Origin of the sequence: Micromonospora sp. NPDC023644 (assembly GCF_040640115.1) — a bacterium.
Lineage (GTDB): Bacteria > Actinomycetota > Actinomycetes > Mycobacteriales > Micromonosporaceae > Micromonospora.
On the sequence record NZ_JBFABA010000081.1, the window covers coordinates 1 to 19,476 of the forward strand.

The 19,476-nt window shown below is 73.2% G+C and carries 14 protein-coding genes; 5 read left to right on the forward strand and 9 right to left on the reverse strand.

Features of this window, described 5'->3' with window-relative positions; genetic code table 11:
• The 9 genes from AB0G08_RS28805 to AB0G08_RS28845 form a co-directional block, all read right to left on the reverse strand.
• Window positions 1-1,401, reverse strand: a 1,401-nt coding sequence (locus AB0G08_RS28805) for a hypothetical protein (RefSeq protein ID WP_358093702.1), incomplete at its 3' end; no start/stop codon positions are given.
• Between the two features lie 229 nt (window positions 1,402-1,630).
• Complete coding sequence (locus AB0G08_RS28810) at window positions 1,631-4,159, reverse strand: right-handed parallel beta-helix repeat-containing protein (RefSeq protein ID WP_358093705.1); 2,529 nt, start codon at window positions 4,157-4,159, stop codon at window positions 1,631-1,633.
• Window positions 4,160-4,280: 121 nt separating this feature from the next.
• On the reverse strand, window positions 4,281-5,903 hold the full coding sequence (locus AB0G08_RS28815; protein ID WP_358093708.1) for a pectate lyase: 1,623 nt from the start codon (window positions 5,901-5,903) through the stop codon (window positions 4,281-4,283).
• 114 nt (window positions 5,904-6,017) lie between these two features.
• Window positions 6,018-7,406, reverse strand: coding sequence for a pectate lyase (locus AB0G08_RS28820; RefSeq protein ID WP_358093711.1), 1,389 nt, complete (start codon window positions 7,404-7,406; stop codon window positions 6,018-6,020).
• A 184-nt stretch (window positions 7,407-7,590) separates the two neighbouring features.
• A complete protein-coding gene (locus AB0G08_RS28825) occupies window positions 7,591-8,832 on the reverse strand; it encodes a Gfo/Idh/MocA family oxidoreductase (protein WP_358093714.1) in 1,242 nt (413 codons plus the stop codon).
• Entirely contained in the window at window positions 8,829-10,319 is a 1,491-nt protein-coding gene (locus AB0G08_RS28830; protein ID WP_358093717.1) for a mannitol dehydrogenase family protein, read from the reverse strand. Before AB0G08_RS28830 ends, AB0G08_RS28825 begins: the two co-directional genes overlap by 4 nt.
• Complete coding sequence (locus AB0G08_RS28835; RefSeq protein ID WP_358093720.1) at window positions 10,310-11,614, reverse strand: enolase C-terminal domain-like protein; 1,305 nt, start codon at window positions 11,612-11,614, stop codon at window positions 10,310-10,312. Before AB0G08_RS28835 ends, AB0G08_RS28830 begins: the two co-directional genes overlap by 10 nt.
• Complete coding sequence (gene uxaC, locus AB0G08_RS28840) at window positions 11,611-13,035, reverse strand: glucuronate isomerase (RefSeq protein ID WP_358093723.1); 1,425 nt, start codon at window positions 13,033-13,035, stop codon at window positions 11,611-11,613. Before uxaC ends, AB0G08_RS28835 begins: the two co-directional genes overlap by 4 nt.
• Window positions 13,036-13,065: 30 nt before the next feature.
• Entirely contained in the window at window positions 13,066-14,394 is a 1,329-nt protein-coding gene (locus AB0G08_RS28845; protein WP_358093726.1) for a Gfo/Idh/MocA family oxidoreductase, read from the reverse strand.
• A 238-nt stretch (window positions 14,395-14,632) separates the two neighbouring features.
• Here AB0G08_RS28845 and AB0G08_RS28850 point away from each other — a divergent pair, with 238 nt between their 5' ends.
• The 5 genes from AB0G08_RS28850 to AB0G08_RS28870 all read left to right on the forward strand — a co-directional run.
• A complete protein-coding gene (locus tag AB0G08_RS28850; protein WP_357580712.1) occupies window positions 14,633-15,760 on the forward strand; it encodes a LacI family DNA-binding transcriptional regulator in 1,128 nt (375 codons plus the stop codon).
• 19 nt (window positions 15,761-15,779) lie between these two features.
• Window positions 15,780-17,129, forward strand: coding sequence for an extracellular solute-binding protein (locus AB0G08_RS28855; RefSeq protein ID WP_358093730.1), 1,350 nt, complete (start codon window positions 15,780-15,782; stop codon window positions 17,127-17,129).
• Between the two features lie 28 nt (window positions 17,130-17,157).
• Entirely contained in the window at window positions 17,158-18,141 is a 984-nt protein-coding gene (locus AB0G08_RS28860) for a sugar ABC transporter permease (protein ID WP_358093733.1), read from the forward strand.
• Window positions 18,142-18,272: 131 nt separating this feature from the next.
• Entirely contained in the window at window positions 18,273-19,034 is a 762-nt protein-coding gene (locus tag AB0G08_RS28865) for a carbohydrate ABC transporter permease (RefSeq protein WP_357868536.1), read from the forward strand.
• Window positions 19,031-19,476 (forward strand): hypothetical protein (locus tag AB0G08_RS28870; protein ID WP_358093736.1); only part of this gene is annotated, 446 nt, incomplete at its 3' end. The genes AB0G08_RS28865 and AB0G08_RS28870, both read left to right, overlap by 4 nt.

The following is a 19,476-nucleotide window of genomic DNA, read 5'->3' on the forward strand; positions in this document are numbered from 1 at the left end:
ATCGTCCGCTTCCCGACCGGCACCGTCGCCGCCGACCTGCCGGCCGTGCGCCGGGTCGGCACCGTACGCCGCGTCGGCGGCGGCGCGCTGCACCGCCGCCGGCGCCGGCCGGTCGAGCCGGGACCGGGCCGCGACCTGCGGGTACTCGGCGGTCTCCGCGCCACCCGTGGCGGCCGCCATGACCGCCGCCGCGGCCAGGTCGGCCACCCGCTTCGCCTCCCGCTTGACCCGGGCGCGGACCTCCTTGGCGTGCTGCTCGGCGGAGTCCGCGGCCCGGCGTGCCTCGTCGAGGCGGTGCAGCTCGTCGGTCAGCTCCTGCCGGGTCTCGGCGAGACGCTGCTGCACCTCGGCGAACTCGTGCTCGATGCTCGCGCTCTCCTGCCGCGCCTGGGTCAGCTGCTGCTGCGCGGTGTCCAGTTCGGACTGCATCCGGGCCAGCGCCTCCCGCCGGTCCCGGATGCCCTGCTGCGTCGCGGCGAGCTGCTGCTGGTGGGTCGCGGCCTGCTCGTCCACGTGCTGGCGCACCTTGGCCGCGTACTGCTGGGCCTCCGCGATCAGCGTCGCGATCTCCTGCTCGGCCGCCGTACGCTGGGCGCCGAGCTCCCGCTCGGCGGACGCGAGCTGCTCGGCGATCTCCTGCTCGGCGGCGGCCCGCCGCTCGTTGATCTCCCGCTCGACGCCGGCCTGCCACTGGCCCAGCTCCTGCTGGGTCTTCGCGCGCGCCGCCTGCACCTCCTGCTGGATCTGGGTGCGCGCCGAGGCCAGGAACGCCTCGGACTCGGCGCGGGCCTGCTCGACCTGCTGGGCGGTCTGCTCGTCGATCCGCTTCGCCTCCTGCAGCGCGTGGTCGTGGGCCGCCTCGCCGGCCGCGCGCAGCCGTTCCGCCGCCTCGCGGATGCGGGTGAGCTCGGCCTGGGCGTTGGCGCGGCGCTCCTCGTGCTCCCGGTCGTGCTCGTCGCGCCGCGCGGCCGCCTCCTCCGTCAACTCCCGCAGCGTCGTCGCGGCCTGCTCGCGGGCCTCGGTGAGCACCCGCTCCGCCTCGGCCTCCCGCTCGGCGGCCCGCTGCCCGGCGGCGTCGGTGATGGCTGCGGCCTGCTTCTCGGCCAGGGCCAGGATCTGGTCGACCATCGGGCCGAGGTCGCGGAAGGACGCCCGGTCCGGCTGGGCCGGCCGGTCCCGCAGCTCGGTCGCCTCCGCCCGCAGCCGGTGCACCTCGACGGTCAGCTCGCGGAGCTGGGCCGAGGCCCGGTCGCGCTCGGCGGCCAGGGCCGACCGCTCGCCGTCGACCTGCTCGACGAAGCGGTCCACCTGCCGCTTGTCGTAGCCGCGCAGCGCGAGGTCGAAGCCCGGCCGCGAGGCCGCGCCCTCGCGTGCCGCGAACGGGTCGTCGCCGTGGGACATGCATCCTCCTCCGTACGATCGCGAGCGCCACGCCGGCGGGAAGTCCGCGCCACGGGCCGTGCTGTGGCGCCACGCTACCGTCGCGGCCGCGCGCGCCCGCGTAAAGGGTGACCCCACGCGGCGGCCCCGCGGACCGGGGTGGTCCGCGGGGCCGCCGTCGCCCGTCCGTGGCGGTGGCCCGCCCGGGGGGCGGTGGTCGGGCCGCCCGACCACCGCCCCCCGGGTCGCCTCAGGGGTTGATCCGACCGGCGCCGGCCCCGGCGGTCACGGCCGCCTTGACCCCGCTCGCGTCGTCGAGCCGGTACGGGTAGGGGATGGGGGCGACGTCCCCGGCGCTCTCCGGCGCGCCGGAGTTGGTGAAGATGTTGTTGCGCTGGACCAGGTCGCCCGGGTCCGACTCGGCGTAGCCGACGGCGGTGGGGCGGGTGACGTTCTCGAAGTGGTTGCCCTCGACCAGCACCCCGGCGCCCATGGTGGACGCCACGCCGTAGTCCGCGCCGAAGTAGTAGTTGTTGAACACGTGCACCGGGTCACCGAACCGGACGCGCGGGTGGCGCTCCTTGCTCCCGTCGAACCAGTTGTGGTGGTAGGTGACCCGCAGGTGGCCGATGTCGGCGGTGTGCCCGTCGTCGTGGCCGAGCAGCATGCTCTTGGTGTGGTTCGTGACCCGGTTCCACGAGACGGTCACGAAGTCGGAGGCCCGCTTGACGTCGACCGCGCCGTCGTAGCCGCCGTCGAAGGTGTTGTGGTCGATCCAGACGTTGCGCGAGCCCTGCACGTTGATCGCGTCGTCGTCCCAGCCCCGGAAGGTGAGGTTGCGGACGATGACGTTGCTCGCGCCGCTGATGTTCAGCCCGTTGTCCAGCGTCGCGCCGCCCACGCCGAGCACGGTCTTGTTGCTGCGCACGTCGTTCATCGCGTCGGGCATGGTCAGCGACCCGGTGACCCGGATGACCAGCGGCGACGAGGACTCCAGGGCGTCGGCGAGCGCCTGGCCGTCGGAGACGGTGACCGTCTGGCCGCCGGCGCCGCCGGTGGTGCCGCCGTTCTGGGTGGCCCAGCCGACCAGGTCCCCGGCCGGCGGCAGGGTCGGCGTCGGGGTCGGCGCCGGGGTGCTCGGCGGCGGGGTGGTCGGGGTGCCGGGCACGCCGACCCTGCCGACCCCGGCCTGCGCCGTGACCACGGCCTTCATGTCGCAGGCCGTTCCCACGGTGTACGCGTACGGCGGGTTGGTCACGCTGCCGCCGGTCTGCCCGGCGCCGGAGTTGACCAGGCAGTTGTTCCGGGCGACCAGCCGACCGTCGCCGGAGGAGCCCTCCGCCAGGTGGTACGGGTCGTCCACGTTCTCGAAGTGGTTGCCCTCGACGATGACCCCGGCGTCCTCGGTGGACGCGACGCCGTAGTTGCCGGTGTTCAGGTAGTAGTTGTTGTAGACGTGCACCTGGTCGCCGAAGCGCACGCGCGGGTTGCGCTGGTTGGTGTTGTCGAAGAAGTTGTGGTGGTAGGTGACCTTCAGCCGGCCGGTGTCCTGGGCGGCGTTGCCGTCGTCGTGGCCGAGCAGCATGTTCTTGTCGGTGCCGTCGGCGTGGTTGTAGGAGACCGTCACGTACGACGAGCCGCGCTTGATGTCGACGCCGCCGTCCGTCCCGGTGGTCCAGGTGTTGTGGTCGATCCAGACGTGGTGGGTGAACATCTGCACGTTGATCGCGTCGTCCGCCCAGCTCCGGAAGTTCAGGTTCCGGATGATCACGTTGTGCACGGCGTTGGCCGGCGGCGCGGTGACCGCGTTGTCGATCGGCAGGCCGATGTTGAGGCCGCCGCCGGTGAACCCGGAGTTGGCGCCGACGCCGACGATCGTCTTGTCCGAGGCGACCTCGTGCATCGGGCCGGGCAGCGCGATCATCCCGCTGACCTGGATGACCTTCGGACCGCTCGACGCCGCCTCGGTGATGAACTGGCTGGCGGTCGTGACCGTGACGGTCGGGCCGCCGGCGCCGCCGGTGGTGCCGTTCTGACCCCACGCGTCGACCGAGGCCCAACCGTCGGCCACGTTGGGGCCGGGGTTGCCCGGGTCGCCGGTCGGCGTGGGCGTCGGGCTGGTCGGCGTCGGGGAGGGGCCGGCGCCGCCCGAGTCGACCCGCACGTTGTCGAAGTCGGCGCTGGCGTAGAAGGTCGCCACGCCGATCCGGCCGCTGGCGTACGAGGTGTCGGTCGCCTCGGTGAGCAGGGTGCCGTCGACGTAACCCTTGAGCGACCCGCCCACCACGTCGAGCCGCAGGGTGTAGGTGGTGCCGGCGGCGACCGGCACGGACGCGGTGTCCAACGTGGTGGAGGAGCCGCTGGTCAACCGCTTGAGCTCGACGGTGTTGTTGCTGCGCAGCGCCAGGTAGTAGTAGCTGGTGTTGCTCTGCACGCGGGCGAGCAGCGCCACGAACCGGTTCGTTCCGTTGAACGCGGTCGGTCGGACGGTCGCCTGGACGGAGTAGTCGGTCCAGCTCGACGTGCCCGCCAGCGAGCGGGCGTCGCTGCTGGTGCTGCTCTGCCGCAGCGCCCGAGCGCTGTCGCCGGTCACCGACCAGCTTCCGCCGGAGGCCGTCCAGCCGGACGAGTTGCCGTCGGAGAAGTCGTCGGAGAAGAGCGTGTCGGCGTAGGCCGTGGTGGTCATGCCGACGGCGAGGGTGACCGCGAAGAGCGCGGCCCCGATCGCGGTGAGGAACCCTCGGCGATGCCTCCGCCGACGGGTGTCGGAGTGGTGCACGGGACCTCCCTGGTGGTGATCAAATGATCGATGAACATCGATACCTTGGGGTGTGGTGCGCCGCGGACCGCCGGGCCGGTGCCCGGCGCCGAACCGGGTCCGCCGGCCCGCGCGGGGCGGGTCAGTAGGGGAGTCTGCCGGTGCCGGCGCCGGCCGTGACGACGGACTTCACGGTGGCCGGATCGGTCAGGGTGTACGGGTAGAACGTGCGCGGCTCCTGGACGGTGCCGCCGGAGTCGCCGGGCTCGCTGGTGCCGGCGAGCACGTTGTCGCGGGCGATCATCCGGCCCCGGTCTCCCGAGTAGCTGATCGACCAGGGGACCTCGACGTCCTCGAAGTAGTTGCCCTCGACCACGCAGCCGGAGTCGAGCTGGCAGGCCACCCCGACGTCGGTGTTGTAGACGAAGTAGTTGTTGAACACGTGCACCGGGTCGCCGTAGCGGACCCGGGGGTTGCGCTGGGGCGTGCGGTCGAACCAGTTGTGGTGGTAGGTGACCTTCAGGTTGCCGACGTCCTGGGCGGCGTTGCGGTCGTCGTGCCCGAGCAGCATGTTCTTCGTGTGGTGGTGGGTGTGGTTCCAGGACACGGTGACGTAGCTGGAGCCGCGCTTGATGTCGATCAGCCCGTCGTAGCCGTACGCCAGGTCGTTGTGGTCGATCCAGACGTGGTGCGAGAACATCTGCACGTTGATCGCGTCGTCGACGGTGTTGCGGAAGTTCAGGTTCCGGACGATGACGTTGTGCACGGCGTTCGCCGGCGGGCTGGTCGCGTCGCTGACCGGCAGGCCGATGTTGAGGCCGCCGCCGGTGATGCCGGAGTTGGCGCCCACGCCGACGATCGTCTTGTCCGAGGTGACGTCGTGCATCGGGCCGGGCAGGGCGATCATCCCGTCCACCCGCACGGTCAGCGGGCCGGCCGTGCCGATCGCGGTGAGCAACTCCGCGGCCGTGTCCACGGTGACGGTCGGGCCGCCCGCCCCGCCGGTGGTGCCGTTCTGGCCCAGCGCGTCCACCGAGGCGAACCCGATCGGCGGGGCGCCCGGGTCGATCGGCGGCTCGGTCGGCGGCAGGCTGGGCCCGCCGGTCGGCCCGCCGGTGGGCGGCGCCCCGGTGGCCGTGTCCACCGCGACGTCGTCGAAGGTGGCGCTGGCGTACGAGGTGGCCAGGCCGACCCGCCCGGCGGCGAACGCCGCGTCGGTGGCCTGCACCCGCAGCGTGCCGTCGACGTAGCCGCGCAACGAGGTGCCGACCGCCTCCAGCCGCAGCGTCGCCCAGCTGCCGACGGTGATCCCGGCCGGGGCGGAGCCGAGCGACACCGGGTCGCCGCCGGCGCGGCGGATCAGCTGCACCCCGCCGCTCGCGGTCACCACCAGCGCGTAGTAGCTGCTGCTGCTCTGCGCCCGGGCGATCACGCCGACGTGCCGGTTCGCCCCGGCGAAGCCGGTCGGCCGGACCCGGGCCTGCACCCCGTAGTCGGTCCAGGTGCCGGCGCCGGCCAGGGCGCGGGCGTCGCTGCTGGTGCCGGACTGCCGGTAGGCGTACGAGCCGTCGGTCACCACCGACCAGCTTCCGCCGGAGCGGGACCACCCGTCGGCCGCGCCGTCGGAGAACGTGTCGCTGAACAGGGTGTCGGCGTGCGCCGACGAGGTGGTCGCGAGCACCGTGCCGACGGCCAGGGCGGCGGCGGTGAGCGCCGCGCCGAGCAGTCTCGGTGTGCGCGTCCGGGGACGGGGTGTCCGGTTCATGGTGTGGACCTCCTGGTGGTGGGGTGGGCACCGGTGGGTCGCCGTGCTGAGCGCCGGACACGGCGACCCACCGGCCGTCCGGCCGCCGCGCGGGACGACGCGGCGGCCGGCGTCCTACAGGGGCAGCCGGTCCGCGCCGGCCAGCGCCCCCACGACCGCCGGCACCGCGGGTGCCGGCAGCACGGGGCCGCGTCGCAGGGTCGGCGTCCAGCCGGCGTCCGGGGCCAGGTCCGGCTCGTGCGTGGCGTTGTACGCGGCCACCAGGTCGACCGGGCGGGCCGGGTCGCCGGCGGCGCGGACCCAGTTGCCCCGGGTGGTGACGGCGGTGCCGCCCCAGTCGTAGAGCAGGTCGTCGGCCACGACGCCGGCGGCGAGGCTGAAGAAGTTGTTCTCGGCGACCACGGCGGACTGCACCCCGACGCCGATCGCGTACTGGAACCCGTCGCCGGTCAGCCGGTAGTGGTTGTTCCACACGTCGACCTGGCCGAACCGGACCCGGGGCAGCCGCTGGAGCACCCCGTCGAAGAGGTTGTGGTGCAGGCTCACCTTCAGCCGCCCGACGTCCGGGCCGACGGTGTTGGACGAGCCGATCAGCATGACCTTGTCCCGTCCGACGAACCGGTTCCAGGAGAGGGTCACCAGGCTCGCGGTGTGCGTGACGTCCACCGACCCGTCGTGCACCTGGTACGGCCGGCCGAGGTGCACCGGCTGGGCGCTGTCCGGGTTGTCGCCGTCGGTGAAGGTGTTGTGGTCGATCCAGACGTGCTCGCTGCGGCGCACCGAGATCTGGTCGTACTGGGAGTTCCAGTTGCCGGCGGCGCCGTCGGTGGGGGACCAGGCGGGGAAGCAGTCCCGGGCGTCGTCGAAGGTCAGGTTCCGCACGATCGTGTTGTGCGCGCCGTCGAGCATCAGCGTCAGGCCGGTCAGCCGCGCGTCGCGCAGGCCGACGATGGTGGTGTTCGGGCCGACGTTGATCTGGGTCTGCCGGGTCTGGTTCGTCACGGACCGCACCCGCGCCGCCTCCAGCGGCCCGCTCGGCGCGACCCGCCCCCAGACCGCCGGGTCGTACGCCGCGAGGTACGCCGCCAGCGAGTACTCCGGGTCGGCGAGGTCGGCGCAGTCGAGCGTGGTCCCGTCGGGCCCCTCGAAGCCGTCGACCTCGCCACTGACGTAGATGATCTTCGGGGTGGCGTTGCCCCGGTTGGTGGCGTTGTCGCCGCCGAGGGCCGCGACCAGCTCGGCCCGGCTGGAGACCACGTGCACCTGCTCCGGCGTCGCCGCCGCGCCGCCGGTGGTGCCGGTGCCCTCAGCCGCCCAGCCGTCCCCGGCCGGCAGTGCCTGCCGGCCCAGGTGCCGGGCGGCCCAGGAGAGCCCGCCGCCGGTCGCGGCGGCCGTGCCGTCCGGAACCGGAGCGGCCCCGCCCTCCGGGGCCGCCGCCGCGCTCCCGGATGTCGCCGCGAGCGCGACGACGATCGTCGCCGCGCCCAGTGTCTGCTTCCACATCTATCGGTCCACCTGTTCGTCGCCTGTTTGATATGTGGCAACGGTAGGTTTCGCGATTTATGCGAGTCAATGACAAACGTGTGCAGAAGTGTTGCAACTGATCAAATCGGCCGGTACCGTCCCGACCGCCCTCGGTCGGGATGACGCCGCTATGTCCGATATGGACCCGCGTCAGGCGGGCGGTTCAGTTGCAGTGCGTTGCGGTCCCCTCCTGGTCGGTCAGGTCCGTGCGGTGCGGTGCCACCGCCCACGGCACCGCCAGCTCCGACAGCAGCGCCCCCTCGTCGGCCGCCCGGCGCAGCAGCCGGTTGATCCCGCGCACGGTCAGCACCCGCTGCGGGCCGTCGCCCGTGGCGGCGACGAGGTCGCCGCCCAGCGGCGCCGGCTCGGGCGCGGTCGTGACCGCCTCCAGCACCGCGGTGAACCCGGCGGTGCGTGCCAGGGGCGCGATCAGCGGCACCGCCGGGTCGGCCCGGTGGTCGAGGAGGTTCTCCAGCAGCCCGCGCCGGCCCGGCACCTCGCGCGGGTCGGCGTCGCCCGGCAGCAGCAACCGGTCGGTCGGGTACTCCAGCACGGCCCGGCCGGCGGTGCCGGTCACGACCACCTCCCCGGCGACGAAGTCCTCGCCGGCCAGGGTCACCGCCGCGACGATCGGCGGCCCCGAGCGGGACAGCACCCGCAGGGTCGCCGTGTCGTCCACCTCGATCGGCCGGACCCGGTAGCGCTCCACCTCGATCCGCGCGGGCTCCACCGGCCCGTCCCCGGCGGCCTCGGCGACCGCCAGGCACTGCATGACGGCGTGCGCCAGCGGGTTGGCCAGCGCGCCGTCCAGCACCGGGCGGCCGTGCAGCGTCCGCCGCCCGGCCCACGGCGCCCGCGCGTAGTAGGCGTCGGAGCGCTGCCAGGCCGCCACCGTCGCGATGCCGGTGACGGTCCCGAGCCGCCCGGCCCGGACCGCGTCGGTCAGCTCCGTCAGCGCCGCCGAGCCGAGCGCCTGGAAGCCCACCTGGCAGGCCCGGCCCGTCGAGGCGAGGGCGGCGGCCAGCGCCCGGTGCTCGGCGGTGGACAGCACCGGGGGCTTCTCCAGCAGCAGGTCGGCGCCCGAGGCGAGCACGTCCAGGGCGATCGGCAGGTGGGTGTGCGGCGGGGTGCAGACCACCACCACGTCCGGCCGGGCCGTCCGCAGCATCTCCCGGTGGTCGGTGTGGACCAGCGTGCCGTCCGGCACCGGCGCTGCCGGGTCGTCCTCGACCGGGCGTACGTCGACCAGGGCGACCAGCCGCAGCCGCCCGGCGGCGTGCAGCGGGGCGATGACCCGCCGGTGCCAGCGCCCGTGCCCGTTGGCCCCGACGACCGCGACCCGGGGCGCGGCGCCGGGCGGGAGCGACCCGGCCCGTCCCGCCGCGGCCTGCGCGGCGGCCGTCACCGGGCACCCGCCAGCGTCGCGGCCGCCCCGTGCCGTTGCAGGACGGCCAGCCACCCGGTCACCTCGGCGCGCACGTCGTCGTCCTCGGCCACCTCGGCGGGGAAGACCTCGCGCAGCGCGAAGACCGCGTCGACCGCTCCCGCCGGGGTCCCCGGGCCGGCGGCGAGCGCCGCCCGGATCTCCTCGGCGAGCGGATCGGCCAGCGGCAGGAGGCTGCCGTCGTCGGCGTGGCCCTGGGCGAAGCGCAGCCAGGCGGCCACCACCAGCGTGGCCCAGTGCGCCGACCGCCCTGCCGCCCGCAGGTCGGCGATGGTGTGCAGGATCCGCTGCGGCAGCTTCTGCGAGCCGTCCATGGCCACCTGGAGGGTGCGGTGGTGGATCGCCGGGTTGGCGAACCGGGTCAGCACCTCCTCACCGTACGCGACGACCGAGACGCCCTCGGGCGGGCTGAAGCTGGCCGCCACGTCCTCGGCGACCAGGTGCCGCAGCACCGTCGTCAGGTGCGGCAGGGCCAGCGCGTCGGCGATCGTCTCCCGGCCGGCCAGCGCGCCCAGGTAGGCGGCGGCCGAGTGCACGCCGTTGAGGGCGCGCAGCTTCAGCCGCTCCCAGGGCCCCGCGTCGGCGGTGAGCACCGCGCCGGCCCGCTCCCAGGCCGGCCGGCCGCCCGGGAAGTCGTCCTCGATGACCCACTGCCGGTACGGCTCGGCGACCACCGCCGCCAGGTCGGCCACGCCCAGGGCCCGCTCGGCGTCGGCGAGGGTCTGCGCCGTGCTGGCCGGCACGATCCGGTCGACCATGGTGCCGGGGAAGCTGACGCACTCCCGTACCCAGCCGGCCAGCGGCTCCGGCACCCCCGCGTACGCCACCGACTGCTCGACCAGGCCGCGCAGCCGGCGGCCGTTCGCGGGCAGGTTGTCGCAGCTGACCAGGGCCAGCGGCGGGCCCTGCGCGGCGGCGCGGGCGAGCAGCCCGCGCAGCAGCAGGCCGGGCACGGTGACCGGCGCCCGGTCGGTGCGCAGGTCGGCGGCGACCTCCGGGTCCGGCCGCAGCCGCCCGGTCACCGGGTCGAGCTGGTACGCCTTCTCCGTCACGGTCAGGGTGACCACCCGGATCGCCGGGTCGGCCAGCAGCGCCACCACGCCGGCGGGGTCCCCCGCGGCGTGCCGCGTGCCCGCCAGCGCGCCGACCACCCGGGTGTGGCACCCCTCGGCGCTGGTGGTGGTGACGCTGAACAGGTTGTCCTGCGCGGCCAGCGTCGTCACCACGTCGGGGTTGCGCGGCGCCACGCCGACGATGCCCCAGTCACCCCCGGCGCGCGCCATCGCCTCCTCGGTGTACACCGCCTGGTGGGCGCGGTGGAACGCGCCCAGCCCAAGGTGGACGATGCCCGCCGGCACGCTGCCGGGGCGCAGCAGCGGGCGGCTGTCGGTCGGCAGCCGGCGCAGCGTCGCGAGACCGAGCCGCGCGGCACCGACGGTCACCGCCACACCGGCCCGTCCGGGAAGCGGAACTCGGCGATCGACTCCGCCCTCATCGTGGAGCTGTAGCCGGGAGCCTCCGGCAGCAGGTAGCGCCCCTCGCGGGTGCGCACCGGGTCGACGAAGTGCTCGTGCAGGTGGTCGACGTACTCCACCATCCGGCCGTCGAGGCTCGTGCCGACCCGCAGGTAGTCGAAGACGGCCAGGTGCTGGACGTACTCGCACAGGCCCACCCCGCCGGAGTGCGGGCAGATCGGCACCCCGAACTTCGCCGCCAGCAGGATCTCGGCGAGGACCTCGTTGACGCCGCCGACCCGGCAGGCGTCGATCTGCATCACGCCGATCGCCTCGGCCTGGAGCAGCTGCTTGAAGATGACCCGGTTGGCGGCCACCTCGCCGGTGGCGACCCGGCACCGGCCGTCGGTCAGCCCGGTGACCGCCCGCGCGATGCGGGCGTGCCCGAGGATGTCGTCGGCGTGCGTCGGCTCCTCGATCCAGTACGGGTCGACCTCCGCCAGGGCGGTCATGTTGGTGATCGCCTCGTCGACGTCCCAGACCTGGTTGGCGTCCATCATCAGCAGCGCGTCCGGCCCGATCTCCTCCCGGATGATCCGCGCCCGCCGCAGGTCGTCGGCCGGCGGCCCGCCGACCTTCATCTTCATCGCCCGCCACCCGTCGGCGTACGCCTGCCGGGTCAGCGCCCGGACCTTGTCGTCGGGGTAGCCCAGCCACCCCACCGAGGTGGTGTAAGACGGGAACCCGTCGCGCTCCAGTTCGGCGCGGCGCTCGTCCAGCCCGACCAGCCCCTTGTCGAGGATGGCCGCCGCCTCGTCCGGGGTGATGGCGTCGGTGATGTGGTGGAAGTCGACGCTGGCCACCAGTTCCTCGGTGGGCAGCTCGGCGAGCAGCTGCCACATCGGCTTGCCGGCCAGCTTGGCCCGCAGGTCCCAGACCGCGTTGACCAGCGCGCCGGTGGCCATGTGGATGACCCCCTTCTCCGGGCCCAGCCAGCGCAGCTGCACGTCGGCGCTGAGCGAGCGCCAGAACGCCACCGGGTCGGCGAAGATCTCCTCGACGGTGCGGCCGGTCACGTGGTGGGCGAGGGCGTTGATCGCCGCGCAGGTCAGCTCGTTGCCGCGACCGTTGGTGAAGGTGAACCCGGCCCCGGTGACGCCGGCGTCGGTGCGCAGCTCGACGTAGCTGGCCGAGTAGTCGCCCCGGTTGATCGCGTCCGAGCCGTCGCCGGCCGCGGCCGTCGGGAACCGCACGTCGTGCACGTCGACGGCGGTGACGGTGACAGTCACAGGACATTCTCTCCGATCTTGAAGACCTTCTTCGGGAGCCGGTACGCCAGGTCGACGATCGTCTCGGCGGCCTCGTCCTCGCCGAGGCGGTGCTCGGTGACCAGCCGGGCCAGGTAGGCGGCGTCGACCCGGCGGGCCACGTCGTGGCGTACCGGGATGGAGCAGAACGCGCGGGTGTCGTCGACGAACCCGGCGGTGTTGTAGAAGCCCGCGGACTCGGTGACCGACTCGCGGAAGCGGCGCAGCACCTCCGGCGAGTCCAGGAACCACCACGGCGCGCCGAGGTAGAGGGCGGCGTACCCGCCGGCCAGCGGCGCGAGCTCCCGGCTGAAGGTGTACTCGTCGAGGGTGTAGAGCACCACCCGCAGCCGCGGGTCGTTGCCGTACGCGTCCAGCAGCGGGGTCAGCGCGTGCAGGTACTCGGTGGCCTGCGGCAGGTCGCCGCCGACGTCCCGGCCGTGCCGCGCGTACAGCCAGCGGTTGTGGTTGCGCACCGCGCCGGGGTGCAGCTGCATGACGAGGCCGTCGTCCAGCGACATCCGGGCGAACTCCAGCAGCATGTGCGCCCGGAACGTCTCCGCGTCGGCCGCGTCGGCGACCCCGCGCAGGCCCCTGTCGTAGAGTCGCGCCGCCTCGTCCGCGCCCAATGCCAGCGTGCGCGCGGTCGGGTGGCCGTGGTCGGTGCAGGTGGCGCCGGCCGCGATGAAGGCCGCCCGCCGCCGGCGCAGCGCCGCCAGGTAGCCGGCGTACGTGCCGGTGTCCTCGCCGGTGATCTCGCCGAGCCGCGCGACGTTCTCCGCCCAGCCGTCGAACTCCATGTCGACCACGTTGTCCGGCCGGAACGTGGTGATCACCCGGCCGCCCGGCCCGCCCCAGCCGTCGGCGGCGAGCTTGGCGTGCTGCCCCAGGTCGTCCAGGGGCGACTCGGTGGTGGCGAGCACCTCGATGCCGAAGCGCTCGAACAGCGCCCGGGGCCGGAACTCCGGCTCGGCGAGCCGGGCCGCGAGCTCGTCGTAGACGGCGTCGGCGGTGGCCGGCGAGAGCGGGGTCCGCACCCCGAACACGTCGGTGAAGGTCTGCTCCAGCCAGAGCCGGGAGGGGGTGCCCCGGAACAGGTGCCAGTGCGCGGCGAAGCGTCGCCAGATGGTGCGCCCGTCGGCCTCCGTGGGGCTGCCGTCGACGGTGGGCACGCCCAGGCCGGCCGGGGGGACCCCCTGGCTGAGCAGCATCCGGGTGAGGTAGTGGTCGGGCACGATGAGCAGCCGCGCCGGGTCGGGGAACGGGCGGTCCTCGGCCAGGATCGCCGGGTCGACGTGCCCGTGCGGGGAGATGATCGGCTGGGGCGCGGCCAGCGCGTACAGCCGACGCGCCACCGCGCGCTGCGCGGGGTCGGCGGGGAAGAGCAGGTCGGTCGTGGGCACGGGTGGGGCTCCTCGGAAGGTGTTCGCGGCTCAGGGGAGGTCGAGCAGGTCGGCGACCCGGACCGGGGCACCGGTGGTGAAGGACCGGTTCGCGGCCAGCCCGGTGAGCAGGGCGAGGGCGCCGTCGCGGGCGGTCGCCGCCCGCCCCATCGGGTCCGGCTCGCCGCCGATCAGGACCCGGGCCATCCGGGCGTCGGCGCCGCCGTGCCCGGAGCGGGTGTGCCCGGACACGGGTACGACCTGCGGCGGCGCCCAGAACGGCCGCAGGGTCAGCGTGGCGGAGCCGGCCTCGGCGGCGGCCTCGCCGCCGTGCAGCGCCGCGCCCTTCAGCGCGCCGGCGGACGCGGGGCTGACGTGGTCGCTCTCCACGACCTCCAGCTCCAGCCGGCCCCGGCTGCCGTTGACCATCACCCGGTAGCCCTCGTAGGGGGCGTACGCGGTGAGGTGGTAGGTCATCGTCGCGCCGGTGGAGTAGCGGGCCAGCACCGCCATGTCGTCCTCGATGTCCACGCCGGGGGCGAAGACGTTGCGGTCGCGCTGGTAGCCGTCCTCGGCCTCGGCGTCGAGGTAGAGCTCGCGCAGTTTCGGGTGCGCGTCGAGCCGCAGCGCGAACGGGTCGTCGGCGGCGGCGGGGGAGCCGTGCGCCCGGGCGTAGTCGCGGGCGTAGCCGTGCCGGCGGCCGGCCTCGCCGTAGAAGAACAACCGGCCGCTGGCGTACACCTCGACGGGGGTGGCGTCCAGCCACCAGTTGACCAGGTCGAAGTGGTGACCGGCCTTGTGCACCATCAGCCCGCCGGAGTGCGCCTTGTCGCGGTGCCAGCGGCGGAAGTAGTCGGCGCCGTGCCGCACGTCGAGCAGCCACTCGAAGTGCACCGAGCCCACCTCGCCGACGGCGCCGTCGGCGAGCAGCTCGCGCAGCTTCTCGTGCAGGGGGTTGTAGCGGTAGTTGAACGCCACCCGCACCTGCCGGCCGGTGTCGGCGACCGCGTCGAGGATCCGCCGGCAGCCGTCGGCGTCGACGGTCATCGGCTTCTCGGTGATGACGTCGCAGCCGGCCCGCAGCGCCGTGTCGATGTGCGCGGCGTGGGTGTCGTCGACGCTGGTCACCACCAGCACGTCGACGCGCTCCTTGCCGAGCATGGCGGCCAGGTCGTCGGCCCGGTACGTCGGCACCGGCGGGTGCCCCAGCTCGCCGAGCCACCGGTTGTGGGCGTCCATGCGGGCCTGGTTGACGTCGGCGAACGCGACGAGTTCGGCGGTGTCGGCGTGGTCGCGCACCAGCGCCCGGACGAACATCTCGGCCCGGGACCCGGTGCCCACGAGGGCGTGGCGGACCCGCTGACCGGTGCTGGACGACATGGCGACCGCCTCTCGGTTGCTGCAAAGGTTTGCAGCGAAATAACCACGAGCCGCGCGGCGGCGTCAACGATCGATGCCAAACCGGCGGCATACATCCGATTTGATACGCATTTGAGCGCATGGTGGGAGCGTGGCCGAAACGCATCTGTAACCATCGCCCGTTGACACCGGCACAACCGTTTGCATTAATTGGCGACACCTGACGTGACCCCAGCCACACTGGACGAAGGGCCCCGCCGTGCCAGCCACCATCCGAGACGTCGCCCGGGCCTCCGGCGTGCACATCTCCACGGTCTCCCGCACGTTCTCGGCCCCGCACCTGGTCAACCCGGAGACCCGGGGCCGGGTGCTGGCCTGCGCCGAGGAGCTCGGCTACCGGCCCAACCGCGCCGCCCGCGCCCTGATCACCGGCCGTACGCACAACATCGGCCTGATCATCGCGGACATCGCCAACCCGTTCTTCCCGCCGCTGATCAAGGCGGCCGAGAGCCAGGCCCGGCAGCGCGACTACCACGTGTTCGTGGCCGACACCAACGAGGACCCGATCGCCGAGGAGGAACTGGTCCACGCGCTGGCCAAGCAGGTGGACGGGGTGCTGCTGTGCAGCCCGCGGATGAGCAACAGCATGATCGAGCAGCTCAGCCGCGAAGTGCCGCTGGTGGTGATAAACCGGCAGGTCGCCGGCCTGCCGTGCGTGACCATGGACGTCGGGCAGGGCGCCCGGTCGGCCATCGAGCACCTGCTCGGCCTCGGGCACCGGCGGATCGCGCTGCTCAGCGGGCCGCGCGGCTCCTGGACCAGCCGGGAGATCCGCCGGGCGGCCGGCGTCGCGGCGCGGGCCGGCGGCGCCGAGTTCACGGTGCTCGGGCCCAACCAGCCCACCGAGACCGGCGGCGCGGCCCTCGCCGAGCAGGTCCGCCGCAGCGAGGCCACGGCGGTCCTCGCCTACAACGACCTGATGGCGATCGGCCTGATCGAAGGGCTCGACGCCGTCGGGATGCGCGTCCCGCAGGACGTGAGCGTCGTCGGCATCGACGACATCGCCCTGAGCCGGCTCACCCGGCCCAAGTTGACGACGGTGGCCACGCCCAACGCGGCCGCCGGCCGGACGGCCGTCGACATGCTCCTGCAACACGACACCGTCGCCGCCCGTGGCTCACGTGGCGGCCGGGGTGTCACGAGCGACGACCGTCGTACCACCGCACAGGTAATGCTCCAGACCGAACTGGTCATCCGCGACTCGACCGCCGCCGCGCCGGCGGACGGTCGGAACCGTCCCGACGCCGAGTTGGTCGTCCCGGGCCCGCATCGCCTTGCGGGCCCGGGTCGCCCGACCGCGGCCACCGGTGGCGTCGTCGCCTCCTAACGCCAAGGAGTGAGCGCACATGCACCCCGCAACGTCCCCCACCACTGGCACGCAGGCCGTGCCCGTTCACCGTACCCCCGTCCGCCGACGGCGGTTGATCCGCGGCATGCTCGCCGCGGTCGTCGCCCTGCCCCTGGTCCTCGGCGCCGCCGGCTGCGGCGGCGACGACGAGGCCAGCACCGACCCGAACGCCCCGGTCAAGCTCTCGGTCTTCTGGTGGGGCGGTGAGGCCCGGGCGAAGCTGACCGAGGAGGCCCTCGCCCTCTATACGAAGAAGCACCCGAACGTCACCTTCGAGAAGACCTGGCAGGCCAACCAGGGCTACTTCGACAAGCTGGCCACCCTGACCGCCGGTGGCAACCCGCCGGACCTCTTCCAGATCGACGACAACTACCTGGCCGAGTACGCCTCGCGCAGCACCACCCTCGACCTGACGTCGTACAAGGACTCCGGCGACCTCGACGTGTCGAAGTTCCCCAAGAGCCTCTGGCAGTACGGCGTGGTCGACGGCAAGCTCGCCGGCGTGGCCGCGGGGGAGAACACCCAGGGCCTGGTCTACAACAGGACGCTGCTGACCAAGAACGGCCTGCCCGAGCCGACCACCGGGATGACCTGGGAGGAGCACATCGCCTGGGCCGAGCAGGTCGCGAAGAAGACCAAGGTGCCCGGCACCCAGGACCCGAGCGCCGACTACAAGGCCTTCTGGGTGTGGCTGCGCCAGCAGGGCAAGGACCTCTACGAGGGCAAGGAGCTCGGCTTCACCGCCGAGGACGTGACCAAGTGGTTCGACCTGTGGAAGGGGGCCCGGGACCGGGGCGCCACCCCGACCCCCGACGTCATCCACGAGGGCAACGCCACCGACATCACCAAGCAGCTCGTGGTCACCGGCAAGGCCGGCACCAGCTGGGTCTGGGTCAACCAGATGCCGGAGCTGAAGAAGAACACCAAGGACGAGCTGGGCGTCATCGCCTACCCCGGCGACCCGAGCGCCCAGTGGGCCCGCGCCTCCATGTACTGGTCCGTGTTCAAGGGCAGCAAGCACAAGGACGTCGCGGTCGACGTGATCAACTTCCTGGCCAACGACCCCGAGGCGGTCAAGATCCTCGGCACCGACCGGGGCCTGCCGTCCAACCTGGACCTGCGCCGCGTGGTCAGCGACGACGTCACCGACCCGGCGATGAAGCAGTCGATCCAGGTCGAGTCCGACCTGGCCCAGAAGTTCGGCGAGGCGCCGCAGGTCCCGCTCAAGGGGCACAGCAAGGTGCGCGCCGAGCTGATCAAGGCCGCCGAGAACGCCCAGTACGGCCGGATCAGCTCCGCCCAGGCGGCGGAGCAGTTCATCGCCGCCTGCAAGTCCGCCATCGCCTGACCCTGGCGCTACCGAGAGGAACCGGCTCGTGGCTCTGACCACGGCGCCCGACCCGACCCGACGACGTACCGGATCCGTCCCGACCCCCGCCGGCAGGCGCGGGGTCGGGCGGGACCGGCACGGGGACGGTCTGGCCGGCTACGTCTTCCTGTCGCCCTGGCTGCTCGGCCTGCTGGCCGTCACGGCGATACCCATGCTCCTGTCGCTCTACCTGAGCTTCACCAACTACGACATCCTCACCCCCTTCTCGGAGGTGGAGTGGGTCGGGTTCGCCAACTACGAGCGGATGTTCACCGCCGACCCGTCGTACTGGCACTCGGTGCGGGTGACGCTCACCTTCGCCCTGATCGCCGTGCCGCTGAAGCTGGCCGCCGCGCTCGGGGTGGCCCTGCTGCTCAACCGCGCCTGGCGCGGCGTCGGGCTGTTCCGCGGCCTGTTCTACCTGCCGTCGCTGCTCGGCGGCAGCGTCGCGCTGGCCATCGTCTGGGTGAACATGTTCAACCGCGAGGGCGCGTTCAACTCGTTCCTGGGCTTCTTCGGCATCGAGGGCAAGCCGTGGGTCAACGACCCCGACTGGGCCCTGGAGACGCTGATGGTGCTCGCCATCTGGCAGTTCGGCGCGCCCATGGTCATCTTCCTGGCCGGCCTCAAGCAGGTGCCCACCGAGCTCTACGAGGCCGCCTCCGTCGACGGCGCCGGCAAGTGGCGGCAGTTCGTCGCCGTCACCCTGCCGATGCTCTCGCCGGTGATCTTCTTCAACCTGGTGCTGGAGACCATCAACGGCTTCCAGGGCTTCACCGCCGCGTTCGTGCTCAGCAACGGCACCGGCGGCCCGGTCGACTCCACCCTGATGTACACGCTGAACCTCTACATCACCGGCTTCACCGACCTGGAGATGGGCTACGCCTCGGCGATGGCCTGGGTCTTCCTGGTCGCCATCGCGATCATCACAGCGATCTTCTTCAGCACCGGGCGGTTCTGGGTGCACTACTCCGACGGGGAGGACCGGTGACGGCGACGGCAACCCCGGTGGCACCGGCGGCGACCGGGCCACGCCGCCCGCGCCGCGCGGCCGGCGGGCAGGCCCTGCGCCTGCTCATCCTGATCGCGATCGTCGCGGTCGTGCTCTACCCGCTCTTCTGGATGATCGGTACGTCCCTGAAGAGCCAGGAAGAGATCGTCAACAACATCGGCCTGCTGCCGAACGAGTTCACCCCGGGCAACTACGCCGACGGGTGGACGAACTTCGACTTCAGCTTCGGCCGCTTCTTCCTCAACAGCGCGATGGTCAGCCTGCTGACCGTGATCGGCAACGGCATCTCCTGCCTGCTCGCCGCGTACGCCTTCGCCCGGCTGCGGTTCCGGCTGCGGGGCGTCTGGTTCGCCGTGATGATCGGGACGCTGCTGCTCCCCGGTCACGTGCTGATCGTGCCGCAGTACATCCTCTTCCGCAGCCTCGGCCTGGTCGGCGGCGAGTGGCCGTACCTGCCGCTGCTGATCCCACAGTTCCTGGCCACCGAGGCGTTCTTCGTCTTCCTGATGGTGCAGTTCATGCGGGGCATCCCGAAGGAACTCGACGAGGCCGCCAAGATCGACGGGGCGAACGCGTTCGGGATCTTCCGGCACGTGATCCTGCCGCTGAGCCGCCCGGCGCTCGTCACCACGGCGATCTTCTCGTTCATCTGGACCTGGAACGACTTCTTCCGCCAGCTCGTCTTTCTCTCCGACCTCGAGGACTACACGGTGCCGGTGGCGCTGACCCTGTTCATCGACTCCACGAGCCAGAGCGCCGTCGGCCCGATGTTCGCCATGTCGGTGCTCTCGCTGCTGCCGGTGTTCCTGTTCTTCGTGGCCTTCCAGCGGATGCTGGTGGAGGGCATCAACACCAGCGGGCTGAAGGGATGAGGCCGCAGCGGGACGACGGACCGGGCCGGGACGGCGGGCCGGCCCGCCGCGACTGGCGGGACGTGCTCACCGACGCCACGGACCTGGCCGTGCTCGGCATCGCGCTGACGCTGGCGGCGCTGCCGGTGGTCACCGCGGCGGCGGCCGTCGGCGCCGCGAGCGCGGCGGTGCACGACCGGTACAGCGTCGGGTCGTGGCCCTCGGCCCGGGAGAGCCTGACCCGGTACGGCCGGGGGCTGCTGCCCGGCGCGGGGGTGAGCGTGCTGGCCGTCGCGGCCCTCGGCCTGCTCGCGGTGGACCTCGCCGCGCTGGCCGGCGGCCGGGTGCCCGGTGGGGCGCCGCTGCTGCTGGTCACCGTCGCGGTGGCCGCCGCCCTGGCCGGGTACGCCGCGCTGGTCGTGGTGGAGGTCGGCCGCCGCGGCGGGCGCGGCTGGCGGGACGC